Annotated in this window: 13 protein-coding genes; 6 read left to right on the top strand and 7 right to left on the bottom strand. The window is 72.2% G+C overall.

Annotated elements, in window-relative coordinates:
* Positions 1 to 7: 7 nt before the first annotated feature.
* Positions 8 to 1441 (bottom strand): SpoIIE family protein phosphatase, encoded by a 1434-nt coding sequence (locus tag ACH45E_RS01090; RefSeq protein ID WP_361436550.1) that lies wholly within the window; start codon positions 1439 to 1441, stop codon positions 8 to 10.
* A 508-nt stretch (positions 1442 to 1949) separates the two neighbouring features.
* On the opposite strand from ACH45E_RS01090, the gene ACH45E_RS01085 reads away from it, so the two are divergent.
* Positions 1950 to 2363, top strand: coding sequence for an SsgA family sporulation/cell division regulator (locus ACH45E_RS01085; protein WP_361436553.1), 414 nt, complete (start codon positions 1950 to 1952; stop codon positions 2361 to 2363).
* Positions 2364 to 2386: 23 nt separating this feature from the next.
* Here ACH45E_RS01085 and ACH45E_RS01080 read toward each other — a convergent pair whose 3' ends face one another.
* Complete coding sequence (locus tag ACH45E_RS01080; RefSeq protein WP_361436556.1) at positions 2387 to 3394, bottom strand: Gfo/Idh/MocA family oxidoreductase; 1008 nt, start codon at positions 3392 to 3394, stop codon at positions 2387 to 2389.
* A 62-nt stretch (positions 3395 to 3456) separates the two neighbouring features.
* Entirely contained in the window at positions 3457 to 4554 is a 1098-nt protein-coding gene (locus ACH45E_RS01075; protein WP_361436559.1) for a chemotaxis protein, read from the bottom strand.
* Between the two features lie 492 nt (positions 4555 to 5046).
* Here ACH45E_RS01075 and ACH45E_RS01070 point away from each other — a divergent pair, with 492 nt between their 5' ends.
* Entirely contained in the window at positions 5047 to 5832 is a 786-nt protein-coding gene (locus ACH45E_RS01070) for an alpha/beta fold hydrolase (protein WP_361436562.1), read from the top strand.
* Positions 5833 to 5876: 44 nt separating this feature from the next.
* On the opposite strand, the gene ACH45E_RS01065 is transcribed toward ACH45E_RS01070, so the two are convergent.
* Entirely contained in the window at positions 5877 to 7460 is a 1584-nt protein-coding gene (locus ACH45E_RS01065) for an alpha/beta hydrolase (RefSeq protein WP_361436565.1), read from the bottom strand.
* Between the two features lie 273 nt (positions 7461 to 7733).
* On the opposite strand from ACH45E_RS01065, the gene ACH45E_RS01060 reads away from it, so the two are divergent.
* From ACH45E_RS01060 to ACH45E_RS01050, 3 genes are all read left to right on the top strand, one after another.
* Positions 7734 to 8456, top strand: coding sequence for a chaplin (locus tag ACH45E_RS01060; RefSeq protein ID WP_361436568.1), 723 nt, complete (start codon positions 7734 to 7736; stop codon positions 8454 to 8456).
* A 164-nt stretch (positions 8457 to 8620) separates the two neighbouring features.
* On the top strand, positions 8621 to 9475 hold the full coding sequence (locus tag ACH45E_RS01055) for a GNAT family N-acetyltransferase (RefSeq protein ID WP_361436571.1): 855 nt from the start codon (positions 8621 to 8623) through the stop codon (positions 9473 to 9475).
* 46 nt (positions 9476 to 9521) lie between these two features.
* Positions 9522 to 10319, top strand: a complete 798-nt coding sequence (locus tag ACH45E_RS01050) for a GNAT family N-acetyltransferase (RefSeq protein ID WP_361436574.1) — start codon at positions 9522 to 9524, stop codon at positions 10317 to 10319.
* Positions 10320 to 10620: 301 nt separating this feature from the next.
* Here the strand turns inward: ACH45E_RS01050 and ACH45E_RS01045 are convergent, their stop codons facing one another.
* The gene (locus ACH45E_RS01045) at positions 10621 to 10884 is read right to left on the bottom strand and encodes a GlsB/YeaQ/YmgE family stress response membrane protein (protein ID WP_361436577.1); all 264 of its coding nucleotides are present in this window, start codon (positions 10882 to 10884) and stop codon (positions 10621 to 10623) included.
* Between the two features lie 225 nt (positions 10885 to 11109).
* Between ACH45E_RS01045 and ACH45E_RS01040 the strand changes: the two genes are divergently transcribed.
* Positions 11110 to 12558: a hydrolase gene (locus ACH45E_RS01040; RefSeq protein ID WP_361436580.1), complete on the top strand. Its 1449-nt coding sequence runs from the start codon at positions 11110 to 11112 to the stop codon at positions 12556 to 12558.
* 69 nt (positions 12559 to 12627) lie between these two features.
* Here ACH45E_RS01040 and ACH45E_RS01035 read toward each other — a convergent pair whose 3' ends face one another.
* A complete protein-coding gene (locus ACH45E_RS01035) occupies positions 12628 to 15351 on the bottom strand; it encodes a glycosyl hydrolase 2 galactose-binding domain-containing protein (protein WP_361436583.1) in 2724 nt (907 codons plus the stop codon).
* 102 nt (positions 15352 to 15453) lie between these two features.
* Positions 15454 to 16638 carry an ROK family protein gene (locus ACH45E_RS01030; protein ID WP_361436586.1) on the bottom strand — a complete coding sequence of 395 codons (1185 nt, stop codon included), beginning with the start codon at positions 16636 to 16638 and terminating at the stop codon, positions 15454 to 15456.
* Positions 16639 to 16659 lie beyond the last annotated feature (21 nt).

Here is a 16659-nt window from a genome sequence, read left to right as displayed (position 1 = left end):
TTTTCTCTCAGTCACTCACCTTGGCGATGAGCACGCAGGCGTTGTCCTGACGCTCGGTCTCGCCGCATTCCTCCACGACCATGCGCAGGCAGTCCCGCGCGGTGCGCGCCGCGCCCAGGCCCGGAGCCAGGTCGAGGAGGCGGTCCACGGCTGCCGTTCCCCCGTGCCCCGGCACCAGTCCGTCGGTGTGCAGCAGGAGCAGGTCGCCGGGTTCGAGGGTCACTTCGGCCTGCCCGTAGGTGGCTCCGGTGGTGGCGCCGAGCAGGACGCCGTCGGGTGCGTGCAGTGTGCGCCCCGTCCCGTCGCGGTACAGCAGCGGGGCGGGGTGGCCTGCCTGCGCCCACATCAGGGTGCGGGTGGCGGGCCGGTAGCGGCAGCAGACGGCGCTGCCGAGGGCCGGTTGCACGGTGGCGTCCAGTAACTGGTTGAGACACGCCATCAGCCGGCCGGGCTCGGTGCCCGCCATCGCCATGCCCCGCAGGGCACCCAGCAGCATCGCCATCCCCGAGGTGACGGCGACGCCGTGCCCGGTGAGGTCGCCGACGCTGAGCAGCGTTTCGCCGTCCGGCAGTTCGAGCGCGTCGTACCAGTCGCCGCCGATCAGCGAGCTCGTCGCGGACGGCAGGTAGTGGGCCGCCAGGTCCAGCGTCCGCGGTCCCCGGTGCGGGAGCCGCAGGGAGCCGCGCCACGGCGGCAGCACGGCTTCCTGGAGCTCGACCGCGAGCCGGTGCTCGGTCTGTGCCTGCTGCTGGTGGCGGTGCAGTGAGTCACGGGTCTCGCGCACCGTCCGCCGGTGGCGGCGCAGTTCACTGACGTCCCGCAGCACGGCCCACATGGAGGCGGTGCTGCCGTCGGGGTCGAGCACGGGTTCGCCCATCATGTGCACGGTGCGGACGGACGCGTCCGGCCGTACGACACGGAACTCCCCGTCGATCGGTCTGGCGTCGACGAGGCAGTCCGTCACCATCGCCGTGAGCTTCGGGCGGTCCTCGTCGAGGATCAGCGACGGCAGTTCGTCCAGGGTGAGCGCGGGTGCGGCCGGGTCGAGGCCGAGGATCCCGTACAGCTCCCCGGACCAACTCGCCTCGTCCGTCAGCAGGTTCCACTCCGCGCTGCCGACCCGGCTCAGCAGCGAGCCGCCCGGGGCGCCGCCGGCGTCCGGGTGCCCGGCGGGCGCGACCACGTCCGGGACGGGGGGCGCGGGGGCCGGTCCGTCCCGCAGCTGCGCCAAGTGCTCGTCGAGGTCGCTCAGTTGGTGCAGCGCGAGGTCGTACAGGGCGCGCTGCCATCGTTCCTGCGGGTCGGCATCTTCCCCCGGCGATTCCCGTCGTGCCGCGTGCACGTCGCCCTTGAGCCGCCGGGCCTGCGAGATCAACGCGTCGACCGAGCCTCGGCCCGGTGGCTGGGCGGCGGGGTGGTCCGCGGAGAGATGGGACGGCATGACGCACTCCGATGCGGGGACGGTACGGCCAGGGCCGGCGGAAGGACCGTTACGACTGTTGCACAGGGAGCGACGCCCTGTAAGGGATTTGGCAACACACGATACGGTGGTGCTTCTGGCATATGCCAGAGTCTCCAATGCGTGGTCGGCAGGCCTTTGTGGCGTAGGCGACCGATGGGTCAAGTCGTAGACCGGGTACGTGACTTGATCGACCTGAGGCGCTCTCCGTGTAGCGCCCAGGCGGGTGTTCGACGCTCCTGTGTTCCATGGTGCCCCGTCGCTGTGGACCGGACCCGGCCAACCGTGACGGGTGCCGGCGGGGCGCGCCGGAGCGTGGGTGACCCGGAAGGACGGTGATGGGCGGCGGAGCCGCCGGTCGCGTCGGTCCGTGCGGCCCCGTGGCGGCATGGCGGAAATCTTCCCGCCCTCCTTCGGGGAGTGACGCAGGTCACACAGAATCGGTCGCTGTTTCCCGTAATGCGTACGGCCCCGGCGAAGTCCTAAAGGCATGGACTTCTCCTTCACACAGCCCGCCCTCGTCCGCCTGATCACCGCCGGGGACCACGAGGTCCCCGTGACCGCCACCCTCCGGTACACCGCCGAGGATCCGCTCGCCGTGTTCATCGACTTCCCACCCGAGGCGACACTCGACGGGGAGGGCGCCACGTGGACCTTCGCCCGCTCCCTGCTGGACGAGGGGCTGGGGTCGCCGGCCGGATGCGGGGACGTGCAGATATGGCCGTGCGGGCGGGGGCGTACGGTCCTGGAGTTCCATTCGCCGTACGGCGTCGCCCTGTTGCAGTTCGGCACGCCCGCGCTGCGCCGGTTCCTGCTGCGCAGCTACGCCGTGGTCCCGGCCGGGCAGGAGGACGTCGAAGCGGTGGTCGAGCGCGGGCTCAGCGCCCTCTTCGGCGGCGTGTGACCGCCCGTGGCCCGGCCGGTCGCCTACGGGGCCGGGCGCGGGGCGAGGCCGACGGTGACCCTGCTCCCGCTCTCCAGCGCCCGCACCCCGGCCTCGGCGACCACGGACGCGGCATAGCCGTCCCAGACGCCGGGCCCGGTGACCTCGCCGCGCCGGGTGGCGTCCACCCAGGCCTGCACCTCGCGGTCGTAGGCGTCGGCGAACCGTACGAGGTAGTCCTGTGCGACGTCCTCGCGGGCGCCGCCCCCGCTGGTGACGACCATCGTGTGCTCGTCGCCGATCCGCGCGCTGCCCGACTCGCAGACGGCCTCGCAGCGGACCTGGTAGCCGAAGCCGCAGTTGACGAAGACCTCCACGTCCACGAGGGCACCCCGCTCGGTCTCGAACAGCACGAACTGCGGGTCGAGCAGCCCCTCGGGGGCGCCCGCCGAGGACGCCGGGCGCAGCACGGTCACGGCCGTGAGCTCCTGCCCGAGCAGCCAGCGGGCCGCGTCGATCTCGTGCGAGACCGAGCTGTTGACCAGCATGGCGCTGGTGAAGTCCGGCGGGGAGGAGACGTTGCGGTGCGTGCAGTGCAGCATCAGCGGCCGTCCCAGGCGCCCGCTGTCCAGCAGGGTCTTCAGACGCCGGTACTCGCTGTCGTAGCGCCGCATGAACCCGACCTGCGCCAGCCGCCTGCCGAGCCGCGCCTCCGCCTCCACCACCCGCAGCGCCCCGGCGGAGTCCGGCACCATGGGCTTCTCGCACAGCACCGGCAGCCCGCGCGCGAAGGCCGCGAGCAGCGCCGCCTCGTGCGCCGGGCCGGGCGAGGCGATCAGTACGGCGTCCACACCGGGCGCGCCGAGGGCGGCCTCCGTCTCCGCGTGCACCGAGACCCCGTCGATCCCGGCCGCGGCCTCCTTCGCCCGGGCGGTGTCGAGATCGGCCACCGCGGCGACCCTGGCCCCGCTCACCACTTGGTCCAGGCGCCGTATGTGGTCGGCCCCCATGTGTCCCGCACCCAGCACAGCCACGCCCAGCAGGTCACCCACGTGTGCACTCCCTCGCCGTCAAAGGTCCCGGCGTAGCGTAGGCACACGTCCGGCCGGATGGCTCAGTAGCGCAGTACGCCCGCGATCCCGGCCTCGTCGCCGAGGGTGCCGTCGGGGACGAAGCGGACGTCGGCGCCGGTCTCCAGGCACTGCTCGACGATCTCGTCCACGATGTCCTCACGGGCCTCGAGGTCGCCGCCCACGGCCGGAACGAGGTGGTCGCCGCCCTCGTCGCGGACCGTCACGCGGTAGTTCTCCTCGACCGCCAGCAGCCGGACGCGGCCCTCCCGGGCGCTGTGCCAGACCTCGTCGACGCCGGCAGCGAAGGTGCGGTGGCCGCGCGCCGAGTCCAGTTCCCGGGCCACGGCGGCGGTGTCCCTCCTGGCCTGCGCGTCGAGCACCGGTTTCACCGCCTGCCACACCGCTTCGGGGCCGGCCTGCGCGAGGCCGCCGTGTCGCACCTGCACGGCGCCCCTGGCCACGCTGCCGGCCTCTTCCAGCAGGGACAGTGCCGCGTCCTCGCCGGTGATGTACAGCGGGTGGGGCTGCTCGCGCAGGACCTTGGTCATCGCGGTGTCCGCCTCGCGCAGGAAGTGCCGGGTGTCCTCGTCGCGGAAGGTGCTCGGCAGGTCGCCGATGCGTTCCTGGCGCTCGGCGTCGAAGTTCTCCCGGCCACGGGCCAGCGGGAATCCGCCGGAGCGGTCCTCCACGATCCGGTCGCCGGCGCCTCTCCACAGCGTGACGCGGTCCGCGGAGACGGACAGCACCCAGAACGGCCGCTCCGCGGCGTGCGCGGAGACGAGGTTGCGGGTCAGGAAGGTGTCCGAGAGCACCACCCGCTCGGGCACCTCCCGGGCGAGCGACCACACCTGGTGCTCACCCGGCGCGGCGAAGATCACCAGGCCGTCCTCGGCGTGCGCCAGATCGACCTCGGCGAGTGCCCGGTCGAGCTGCCGCACGACAGCGGCCCGCCGTTCTCGGGTGACCGCCGGGTCGGCCTCCAGCTTCTTCTTGGCCTCGACCACCACATTGCGCAGCCGGACCTGATCCTGGGCGTTGTAGGGCTCGCGCCGGTGCGTCGGCGTCAGTACGGAGACCGCCGGGTAGGGGCGCGGACGGCGCAGCTCGGCAAGGGTCGCGGGACTGAGTGCGTGCTCCATGACAGCACCATAGGACTGATTCGCTTATCGGGCATTCGGGGTAATCGGACCTGTCGGATCCGGCGGCACGAGAAGCCGGCCGCGGCGGCCGGGGGTGATGGCCGAGCCGGACCGATGACCGGGCCGGCCGGATCCACCGCGGGCGGGCACGCGGCGCTCCGCCGAGGCTCCATCGGCCGCACCCCTCGACAAGGGACCGACCTTCGAGCGGCTCCGGTCGCGCTGGGCCGGCTGGCGGGCGGCGCACTCGGGTGCGGTGGGCAGTCACGCGGCTGCGAGGGCGAGCCTCGGTCGAGGCGTCGCCGCGGGCTTGCGGGCGTCGCCGGCCCGCCCAACGCCCGTCCTGCCGTCTCCATGCCCCGATCCCGGCGTGCGCCGCCGTGCGGGGATGCGGGAACATCCTGGATCTCCTGGCCGGACAACGGTGACGCGGGGCCTGGCGGCCCGTTACCGTACCGGTCAGTAACCCGCTCGCACTCCTGGAGACGCCCCATGCCGCAGTTCGAGGTCGACGGCGCAGCGCTGACGTACGACGACGAAGGCCCCCGTGACGGCGACGGCGTGCCCCTGGTGTTCGTCCACGGCTGGACGGCCAACCGGCGCCGCTGGGACCACCAGATCGCCCACTTCGCCGGGAAGCGGCGGGTGATCCGGCTGGACCTGCGTGGGCACGGGGAGAGCGGCGGGTCGGGGGTGCCCACGATCGAGGAACTGGCCGGGGACGTCCTGGCCCTCCTCGACCACCTCGAGGTCGAGCGCTGCGTGCTGATCGGTCACTCCATGGGCGGGATGATCTCCCAGACCATCGCACTCTCCCACCCCGAGCGGGTGGAACGCCTGGTCCTGGTCGGCTCCATCAGCCGGATGGCCTTCAGCCGGGGCCGCGGTCTGCTCATGGCGGCCTCCACCCTCGTGCCCTTCAAGCTGTTCGTCGCCGCCAACATCCAGCGGGCCTTCGCCCCCGGCTACCCGCGCGAGCGGATCCGGGAGCACATCAAGGCCTCGGCGGCGACCCCGCGCGAGGTGGTCATGACGCTGTACGGCGCCATGCGGGCCTTCGACGTCCTCGACCGGGTCGGCGAGATCCGCACGCCCACCCTGCTGGTGCACGGCTACCACGACATCCAGCTGCCGGTGAAGCAGATGCTGCGGATGGCGACGGCGTACCCGGACGCGGTGATCCGCATCATCGACGCGGGGCACGAGCTGCCGCTGGAGAAGCCGGCCGAACTGACCGCCGTGCTGGACCGGTTCCTGAGCCCCGTGCCGGTGGCCTGATCCGTCCGCCGCCGCGAGTCGGACTTCGCGCTGACTCCTTCGCCTCAGTTGAGAACCGGCTCCCGGTCCGCCCCGCACGAACTGCCGCTGGCCGGCAGGGAGCCGTACAGCAGGAAGTCGTCGACCTTGCGGTGTACGCACGTGGAGGAGGAGTAACCGGTGTGCCCCTCGCTCCTGTTGTCGAGCACCACGGCCGACGGGCCGAGCCGCGCGGCCGTCTCCACGGTCCAGCGGTACGGCGTCGCGGGGTCGCCCCGGGTCCCGACCAGGAGCAGCTTCGGCGTGTGCAGGTCCTTGACCCGGTCACGGATGAAGTCGGTGCCCCGGGGGCGGCCGTAACACATCACCAGCTGGGTGAGCCGGTACCGGCCGAAGACGGGCGACGCGTGCTCGTACTGCCCGCGCAGCCGCCGGAGTGCCTCGACTATCTGTCCGGCGCCCGGGCGGTCGGGGTCGTCCGCGCAGTTGACCGCCATCAGGGCGGCCGGGAGGTTGTCCGGGGGGACCTCGTCCGGGCCCACGAGCCCGCCGTCACCGGAGCGTCCGGCGGGCCGCGCAATGCCGCCCGAGGCGAGGTTCTCCACCCCGCGCGTGTCCCCGTCCGCCACCAGCGAGGCCAGGGCCCGCTCCAGCAGCGGCCACAGGTCCTGGCTGTACAGCCCCTGACTGATGGCGCCCACCAGGTCCTGGCCGGAGTAGCGGTCGCCGAAGGGCGTGGGTACCGGAGCCGCGTCCAGCGAGTGCACCAGCTGGACGATCTGCTCGCCGGCCGCACGCCGGTCCTGCCCGAAGGGGCAGGAGGGGTCGGTCGCGCACCAGTCCAGGAAGTCGTCCAGCGCCGTCTGCTGCCCCGAGGCGCCCGCGATGCCCTGCTCGGCCAGCGGTTCGGTCAGCGTGTCCACACCGTCCAGCGCCAGCCGGCCCACCTTGCCGGGGAACTGGGCCGCGTACACCGCGCCCAGCCGGGTCCCGTAGGAGAAGCCCAGATAGTTCAGCTTCTTGTCGCCGAGGGCCTGTCGCATGACGTCCAGGTCCCGGGAGACGTTCACGGTGCCGATGTACGGCAGGACCGGGCCGGAGTGCGCGGCGCACTCGGCCGCCGCCTTGCGCACCTTCTCCAGGGCGGCCCGCGGATCGCCGACGACCGCGCCGTCCTCCGTGGCGGCGAAGGCCTGGTCGGACCCGTCCCCGCAGCTGACGGGGGAGGACCGGCCGACCCCGCGCGGATCGAAGGTGACCACGTCGTAGCCGTTGGTCAGGCCCATGAAGTCCTTGCCGCCGAAGGCGAGTTCGTTGATGCCCGCACCGCCCGGCCCGCCGAAGTTGAGCAGCACCGAGCCGCGTGACCTGCCCGTGGCCCGGTAGCGGGCCAGGGCCACGTCCAGCGTGCCCACGTCCGGCCGGGCGTAGTCGAGCGGCACGGTGACCTTGCCGCACTGAAGGTCCGCGGGCATGTCGGGGCCCTCGCACGCCGACCAGACGATCTTCTGCCGGTAGAACCGGGAAAGGTCGGGCTGGGGCGGGCCGGTCCCCGTGGCGGGCAGTCCCGCTCCCAGCAGGGTCAGCGCCACGGCGCCGACGCCCGTACAGCGCCGGGTGGCGGGCCGGGTGGACAGCTTCGCCAGCATCGATGCCTCCAGGGACCCCCACTGTGGACCGGGACGGCGTCTCCCGCTCACCTTAGGCGGGCCCCGGAGGGCACGCCTCCGGGCGGGCGCAGCAGCATGCGGCGTCGTATCATACGCACGGTCCGTGATCGTTCGATTACTTTGCGTGTGGTTCGACAGTCGGACCCACTCGATGGGGTGAAAGGCCGATAAGCCATAACTCGGATTGGATCGCCTGCGTTTAGAGCGGTGCGGGTGATCGCCCGCGCTACATGTCTGGAAGGCAGGGAACCGATGAGACGGCTTACCCGAAACGGTGTGATCGGCGTCGTCGCGGCCTCCGGCGCGATGGCCGTGGCGATGCCGGTGTGCGCCGCCTTCGCGGCCGACGGCGCCGCCGCCGACGGCTCGGCGGCCGGCTCGCCCGGGCTGATCTCCGGCAACACCGTCCAACTGCCGGTGCACGTGCCGGTGAACGCGTGCGGGAACACCGTGAACGTGGTGGGGCTGCTCAATCCCGCGGCCGGCAACGCCTGCGCCAACGGCGGCGGGTCCGGCGGGTCCGGGAGCACGGCGTCCGGCGGCGCGTCGGCGAGCGGTGGCGGTTCCGCGCACAGCGGCGCTTCCGCGCACGGCAGCGCGCAGGACTCCCCGGGTGTGCTGTCCGGCAACGGCGTCCAGCTCCCCGTGGACCTCCCGGTGAACGTCAGCGGGAACACCGTGAGTGTGGTCGGCGCCGGCAACCCCGCGCAGGGCAACACGTCGGTGAACGGCCCCGGCGACAACTCGCCGCAGCCGTCGAACCCCACGCCTCCGACGCGCGCGGTTCCCCGGCCGACCCCTGTGACCAAGACCCACCCCCGTCACGCGACGCCCGACTCCGCGCCGCCGCGGGCCGGTTCCACCCTTGCCCACACGGGAGCGGACGAGATGGTGCCCGCCGCCGCCGCGAGCGCCGCGCTCCTGCTGGCCGGTACGGTCCTGTACCGCCGCTTCCGCTCCCACGCGGAGCGCTGACACCGGCCGCCACCTCCACCCCCCTCCCGAGGCCCCACCGGCCCCCCGACCGGTGGGGCCCGGCCGTGGCCGGTCAACGGCTCGATCCCGTCGTAGCGGATCCCCGTGTGATCGGGAAGGATGCTGCGGGCGCGATCGACCAACGCCACGGAATGGAGCGCCCGATGACCTCTGAAGCCCCCAAGCACCTCGTCATCACGCGGGCCACCCTCGCGGACTGGCCGGTGATCAGCGGGTGGGCGGCGGACGAGGGCTGGAACCCCGGGCTGTCCGACGGACCCGCGTTCTTCGCGCAGGACCCCGAGGGCTTCTTCCTCGGCCGGATCGACGGCGAACCGGTGTCGGCCGTCTCGGTCGTCAACTACGGCACGGACTACGCCTTCCTGGGCTGCTATCTGGTGCGCCCGGACCTGCGTGGCCGCGGCCACGGCATCACCACCTGGAAGACGGCCCTGGCGCACGCCGGGAACCGGACCGTCGGCCTGGACGGCGTGGTCGCCCAGCAGGGAAACTACCGTCAGTCCGGTTTCGAACTCGCCTACCGCACCGTCCGGTTCGCCGGCACCGCCCCCGCGGCCGAACCGCCCTCGGGCGTCCGCCCGGCCGGCCCCGCCGACCTGGCGGCCGTCACCGCCTACGACAGCGCCTGCCACCCGGCCGACCGCCCGCGCTTCCTGGCCGAGTGGCTGACCGACCCCGGACACCGGACCGTCGTCCGCCACGACGGTGACCGCATCACCGGCTACGGTGTCATCCGGCCCGCCCGCGACGGCCTGCGCATCGGCCCCCTCTTCGCGGACGGAGCGGACGACGCCCGCGCCCTGTTCGCCGCCCTCACCGCGGAGGCGGCCGGCACCGAGGTCGCCCTCGACGTGCCCGAGCCGAACACCGCGGCGGTCGCCCTGGCCGAGGCGGCCGGTCTCACCCCCTCCTTCGAGACGGCACGCATGTACACCGGCCCGGTCCGCCCGTACGCCACAGAGCGGGTGTTCGGCGTGACGACGCTCGAACTGGGCTAGCGGATATTCCGTTGCCCTGTCCGGCCGCGGATGCTGGAGTGGGCGTATGGATCATGCTGCAGTGCTCGACCTCTACGACCGGGAGATGCGCGCGGGCGCTCGGCCCGACGGTTCCGGCGCCCGGGTGGAGCGCACCGGTGCGTTGGTGCGTCACGTCGCGGACGCGCACGGCTGGAACGCCGTCCTGTGGTCCGCCCTGGACGACACGACCGCCGACGCGGTGATCGCCGAGCAGGTCGCGTACTTCACGGGCCTGGGCCGCGACTTCGAGTGGAAGCTGTACGGCCACGACCTCCCCGTGGACCTCGGATCACGGCTCACCGCGGCCGGGTTCGCGCGCGAACCGGAGGAGACGCTGATGATCGCCGAAGTGGCGGATCTGACCGTCGACCCGGAACCGCCGAAAGGCATCCGCATCGTGCCCGCCGTCGACCGGGACGGCGTCGACCTCGTGGTGGACGTGCACGAGCGGGCTTTCGGCGCCGATGGCACCCGGCTGCGTCACCAGCTGCTCGCCCAGCTCGCCGCCGCCCCGGACACCGTCGTGGCCGTCGTCGCGCTGGCCGGCGAGGAGCCGGTCTCCGCGGCCCGTATGGAGCTGGTTCCGGGCACGCGGTTCGCCGGGCTCTGGGGCGGCGGCACGGTCGAGGCATGGCGGGGCCGCGGCATCTACCGGGCCCTGGTCGCCCACCGCGCCCGCGTCGCCGCGGCCCACGGCTACCCCTACCTCCAGGTCGACGCCTCGGCCCTCAGCCGTCCCATCCTGGAGCGCCTGGGCTTCCACCGGCTCACCACGACTACGCCATACGTGTACGAGGTCGCTGCCGCTGGGCTTGGCCGGTGAACCCTGGGCGGGGTCGACCCTGGGGCTCCGCCCCAGACCCCGCCTGGGGCTCCGCCCCTGGACCCCGGGGTCTCCCACCCTCCCACCCGTGACGGCCAACTGAAGGGTTGCCGCCCCCTGGGGCTCCGCCCCAGACCCCGGCGGGGACCGCGTCCCCCGCACCCCTCGTGCCCCGTGCACGCGCCCCCAAGGGGCGCGGGGAACTGCGCGACCAGCCACAGACAACCCGCACTCGCCCATGGCGAATCCCCGGCACCCCACTGGGCGAACCCCCGACCCAACCCCGGCGGCCGGCCGAGCGTCAGCGGTGCGCCCTCGACCGGTCGAGCGCGGAGACGCCCAGCGCCGCCAGGCCGATCTGGATGAGCCACTCGATCCAGTCGACGCCCTTGGTGTCGGCCACGCCGAACCCGGCGGCGATCGCCGAGCCCAGCAGGGCGGCCACGATGCCGACCAGGATCGTCCACAGGATGCCGATGTGCTGCCGGCCCGGGACGACCAGGCGGCCCAGCACACCGATGATGATGCCGATGACGATGGCGCTGATGATGCCCGAGATCTCCATCTCCGCCCCTCCTCCTCGAGATCCCCGCTTCGTCCAATCTGCCCGCTTACTGTGGAAACAGTCCGTTCCGCTTGTTCCCTGTGAATGCCGGGACTTTCTGTTCACAGGGCCGTCATGCCATGTACCTTTCAATCGATTGACGCGTGTAGAACCCTCAACCCGGTTCTACGCGCGCAGACTTGGCGCCCGCACCGCCTCTACCCCACCCACACGGAGGTTCGCCGGATGCTTGGATCGAGGAGATCCCGCCGCAGAGTCACCACCGCCCTGGCCGGATTCGGACTGCTCGTCACCGGAGCCGCCCTCCAGGTCACCACCAGCGCCGCGCCCGCTCACGCGGCCACCACGCACCGCATCCTGTTCGACAACGCCCATGCCGAGACGGCCGGCAACGCCGACTGGATCATCTCCACCAGCCAGCCCGACCCGCTCTCCCAGGACTCCTCCCCGTCCTCCGAGACGGACTGGACCGGCGCCCTGTCCTCCTGGGGTGTCGCCCTGCAGAAGACCGGCGGCTACAGCCTGAAGACGCTGCCCTCGGGCTCCAGTCTCAGCTACGGCGGCTCGTCGACGACCGACCTGTCGAACTTCGACACCCTGGTGCTGCCGGAGCCCAACACCCTCTTCACCACCGCCGAGAAGACGGCGATCATGAACTTCGTCAAGAACGGCGGCGGACTGTTCATGATCTCCGACCACACCGGCGCCGACCGCAACAACGACGGCGAGGACGCGGTCGAGATCCTCAACGATCTGATGACCGACAACAGCGTCGACTCCACCGACCCGTTCGGCTTCTCCATCGACTCGCTGAGCATCAGCTCCGGCTACCCGTCGGCCATCAGCGACAGCAGCGATCCCGTCCTGCACGGCTCCTTCGGCACCGTCTCCAAGAGCCTGATCGCCAGCGGTACGACCGCCACCCTCAAGCCCTCCGACAACTCCGCAGTCAAGGGCCTGCTGTACCGCACCGGCTACTCCGGCAACACCGGCGCCTTCTTCCTCACCAGCACCTTCGGCAGCGGCCGCGTCGCCTTCTGGGGTGACAGCTCGCCGATCGACGACGGCACCGGCCAGTCCGGCAACACCCTGTACGACGGCTGGAACGACTCCGGCGCCACCAACGCGGCCCTCGCCCTCAACGCCACGGAATGGCTCGCCGGCGCGGGCAGCAGCAGCGGAGGCGGGGGAGGCTCCGGCTCCTGCACGGCCGCCCAGCTCCTGGGCAACACCGGCTTCGAGTCCGGTAACACCACCTGGAGCGCCACCAGCGGCGTCATCACCAACTCCAGCGGCGAGTCGGCCCGTACCGGCTCGTACTACGCCTGGCTCGACGGAAACGGAACCGCCACCACCGACACCCTCTCCCAGTCGGTGACCATCCCGTCCGGCTGCTCCGCGACCCTCAGCTTCTACCTGCACATCGACACGGCGGAGACCACCACCAGCACCGCCTACGACACCCTCAGCGTCCAGGTGCTGGGCAGCTCCGGGTCGGTCCTGGGCACCCTGGCGACGTACTCGAACCTCAACGCCGCCTCCGGCTACACCCAGCGCAGCTTCAGCCTCAGCGGCTACGCCGGGCAGACCGTCACCCTCAAGTTCACCGGCACGGAGGGCTCCAAGCTCCAGACGTCGTTCGTCGTCGACGACACGGCGCTCAATGTGAGCTGATACGGCCGATATGGCTGTGAGCCGACGCCCTGGGGGGCCGGGCCCGTCCGGGCCCGGCCCCCCACCGGGTCACTCCGCCGGAACCGTCTGCTCCGCCGTGTTCCAGCCGGACACCCGCACCCTGGGGGCCGAGTCATGCAGATCGGCCGTGCGGTAGGTGGCGGTCAGCGTCACCGACTCGCCCGGCCACAGGCCGACCTCGTTGTCCGACCAGCGCACCGGCAGCACCGGCTTGCCCGCCGCGTCGACGAGATGGACGTCCGTCAGCAGTGACGGGGTCTTCCCGCTCCCCGTGGCGCGCAGGGTCACCGTCGTGGTCGACGTGCCGTCCGACGACCGGGTGGACGCCGTCGCCGACAGCGGCGCCTGCGCCATCGCGGCCAGCCCCTTCAGATCGGCGTAGTGCGTCGTCGGCGTGTAGTACCAGTCGGTCCTGTCCCAGTCGAGGGTGTCCGGCTCGGTGGACAGCCAGTACACGTTCCGGCTCACCTCCTTGCCGGACGAGTCGGTGAGAGTCAGCCGGACCAGGTACGTCGTTGACAGTCCGCTCACCGAGGAGGGCAGCGTGAGCGCGGTGCTGTGGGCGCCGTCCCCGTTGACCGCCACCCCGGTGACGGTCTTGTCGTACTTCTGCGTCCCGTCGGGGTTGAACAGCGTCGCCCGTGCGGTGAGTCCGGAGGCGGCGGCATGTCCGTTGTCGACCACGACGACCGTGCGGTTGTCGTACGAGTACTGCACGTGCAGCGGCTCGTTCGCCTTCTTCGCGCCGAAGTAGGCGCCGCCCTGGTCGAGGTAACGGTCCATCAGCTGCCAGTGCAGGGATGTCCAGCCGCTGTTGAACATCCAGTGGATCACGCCGGTGGACGGCTTCGAGGAGTCGGTCGCGTTGCGCTGGTACGCCTCGAACTGGGCGCGGACGGCCTCGTACTGCGCGAGCTGGGCCTTGCGTACGTAGTCGGTGAGGCTCGTCGGGGCGCCGTAGCGGCCGGTGAGGGCGTCGTCGTAGATCTTGAGGGTGCCGAAGACGGGTGACGGGGAACGGTGGTACTGCTTGACGCCCGGGTTCTTCCAGAGCGTGTCCAGCTCGGCCGGCGTCATCATCCGGCGCAAGGTGTCGAGGGTGGGGATGTCGGGGCCCGCGCTGGTCTCGGAGTTGAAGCCGGTGGCCCCGCCCTCACGCTTGGCGTACCAGTAGCCGGGCGGGATCCAGTCGTACGGGCCGGTCATCTTCATGCCCGAACCGCCGAGCTGCGGCGAGGACTTGTCGGAGGCGGCGGCCACCACGGGGGCCGTCCAGTCGGCGGCCTTCAGCGCGTCCAGGTAGTTCTTCTCGATGGTGGCGTCGGGCGCGAAGTCGCTGCCGATCAGGAAGGAGATCACGCTCGGGTGGTTCCGCAGCCGGGCTGCCTCGGCGGCCATCGAGGCCTTGGCCACGGGATAGTCGGCGTCAGTCCAGGTGTCGCCGGACTCGCCGCTCCCGTTGACCTGCCCCTCCCACTTGTCGCAGCACTCCCAGCCCGGCAGCGTGAGGATGCCGTACCGGTCGGCGAGGTCGAAGAACTCGTCCGGCTCGATGTGGCCTTCCAGCCGGATGGTGTTGAGGCCGAGGTCGAGGGCGTACCTCAGCCGGTCCTCGACATAGGCGGGGTCCCAGCGCAGGAACTCGTCAGGGGACCAGCCGCCGCCCTTGATCAGCAGTTCGCGGCCGTTGATCCGGTACTGGCGTGCCCCGTCGGAGTTCAGCGGCGCCCGCACGTCCCGGATGCCGAAGCTCTCGTGCGCGGTGTCCGACACCGTGCCGGAGACGGACGCGGTGAGGTCGAGTCCGTACAGGGGCTGCCCGCCCATGCCCGCCGGCCACCACACCTTCGGGGAGCCGAGGTGCAGGCCGGGGACGTCGGCGGGCGTGAAGGTCACGGTCTTCGTCTCGTGCGCGGCGAGCGGGACGGTCCTGGTGAAGGTGGTTCCGCCGATGCTTCCGGTGACCTCGGCGGTGACGGGCGCGGCGGAGTCGTTGCGGGCCTGCGCCTTCACCGTCAGGTCCGCCGAGGCCAGCGACGGCACGTCGAGCTTCGTCACCACATGCGCGTCGCGCAGCGCGACCGGTCCGCCGCGGCGGACCAGGACGTCGCGGACGATGCCCATGTTCTGGTCCGGCGGCGGCTGGAGCCAGTCGATCCAGCCCATCGTCAGGTTCTTGTTGGGCTCGTTGGGCTGGATGCGGAAGGCGACCGTGTTCGTGCCCGCCCGCACCAGCGAGGTGACGTCCAGTTCGTGGTGGGTGTAGGCGCCCGTGACGTCCGCGGCCCGGGCGACCCGCGTGCCGTTGACGTACACGTCGGCCGCCGAGATCACGCCGCTGAAGTCGAGGTAGGTGCGCTGCCCGGTGTCGGCGACCGTGAAGTCGGAGCGGTACCACCACGGGACCTGGAAGTCGGCCTTCGGGATCTTCTGCTGGTTGGTGGACCAGAAGGGATCGGCGTACACCCCGTCGGCGAGCAGGGCCGCCAGGACGGTGGAGCGGGACCCCGCGGGGTACCAGCCGGCCGCCGGATAACCGGGGGAGGAGACGGCGGACGCGGAGTCGCTCACCTTCGCCGTGGACTGGATCGCGTAGCCGGTCAGCGCAGTGCCGGTGCCGGCGGCGGTGGGGACGTGGGTGGTACGGGGCCGGCCGTGCGACGGAGCGGGGTGCGGGGACCCGGCCCAGGCGCCGGTGTTGAGCGAGCAGAGCATGCCCAGGGTGGCGGCGGCCGTGGCGAGGCGGCGGTGGGCGGCGGGGCGAGGGAACACGGCGGTCTCCAGCCTCGGTAAAGTTAGGAAACTTTACTAACCCGGCTCAAGCTAGGGCGCCGAGCAGGTCGTGTCAATCACCGTGCGTGAGGAGCGCATCGCTCACGACCCGGACGACCTGCGCTCGAACACCATCTCCCGTGCCGTCCCGAGTGCCGTCGCCACCGCGCCGAGGAGCACCGCGTCCTCACCCAGCCGGCTCGGGGCGATCTTCGGCCGCAGCGGGGTGAGCGTACGGAGGTGTTCCCGGACCGGCCCCAGCAGCAGGTCCACGCTGTGCCCGACGCCCCCGCCCAGCACCACCAGATCGGGGTCCAGTACCGCGGCGGCCGCCGCCACGGTGTGCGCTATCCGCTCGCCCTCCAGCCGCACCGCCTGACGCGCCGCCGTGTTGCCCTGCCGGGCCGCGTCGAACACGGCCTTCGCCGTGAGCTGCCCGCTCATCCCGAACCGGCGCGCCGCCTCCACGACGGCCACCCCCGACACCGCGTCCTCCAGCCGCTCGGGCTTCTGCTGCCCCGGCCACGGCAGGAACCCGATCTCCCCGGCCAGCCCGTGCGCGCCGGTGAACAGCCGTCCCTCGCTGACGACCCCCATGCCGAGCCCGGTGCCGATCAGGATGTACGCGAACAGCCTGCTGCCCGCGCCGACCCCGTAGGTGTACTCGCCCAGGGCGGCCAGATTGGCGTCGTTGTGCACCTCCAGCGGCACGCCCAGTTCCTCGCGCAGCCGGTCCAGCAGCCCGGCGCGGCCCCAGCCCGGCAGGTGCATCGCGTACCGCACCCGCCGCTGCCTCTCGTCGTACACACCGGGCGTGCCCACCACGCCGTGCACCACCTCGGACGGGTCCACGCCGGAGTTCGCGACCACCTGCCGGGCGGAGGAGACCACCAGGTCGGCGAGGGCGTCGGCGCCGCGGGCCCGGTTGCGCACGTCGGCGCGGGCGACCAGCGTGCCGTCCAGGTCGGCGACGGCCACCCGCAGCCAGCCACGGCCCACGTCCACGCCGAGCGCGTAACCGGCGGCCGGGTCGGCGGAGTACAGGACCGCCGTCCGGCCGCGCTCGGGGGCGTGGGTGCCGACCTCGCGGACCAGCCCGGCGGCCTCCAGGGCGGCCAGCGCACTGGACACGGTCGGCTTGGACAGCCCCGTCTCACGGGCGAGTTGGGCGCGTGAGGCCGTGCCGAGGGCCCGCAGCCGGTCCAGCAGCAGCCGTTCGTTGGTGCTGCGCAGGCGCTGCCGGTTCCAGGGCTGATCCGGCTGCTCTACGGCGTCGCTGGCGGGCATCCGACCATTCTCATGCATTCC

The organism is Streptomyces sp. NPDC020299, from assembly GCF_044387825.1.
Taxonomy (GTDB): domain Bacteria; phylum Actinomycetota; class Actinomycetes; order Streptomycetales; family Streptomycetaceae; genus Streptomyces.
The sequence above is the reverse complement of the archived record's forward strand: the minus strand, read 5'-3'. Positions and strand labels throughout refer to the sequence as shown.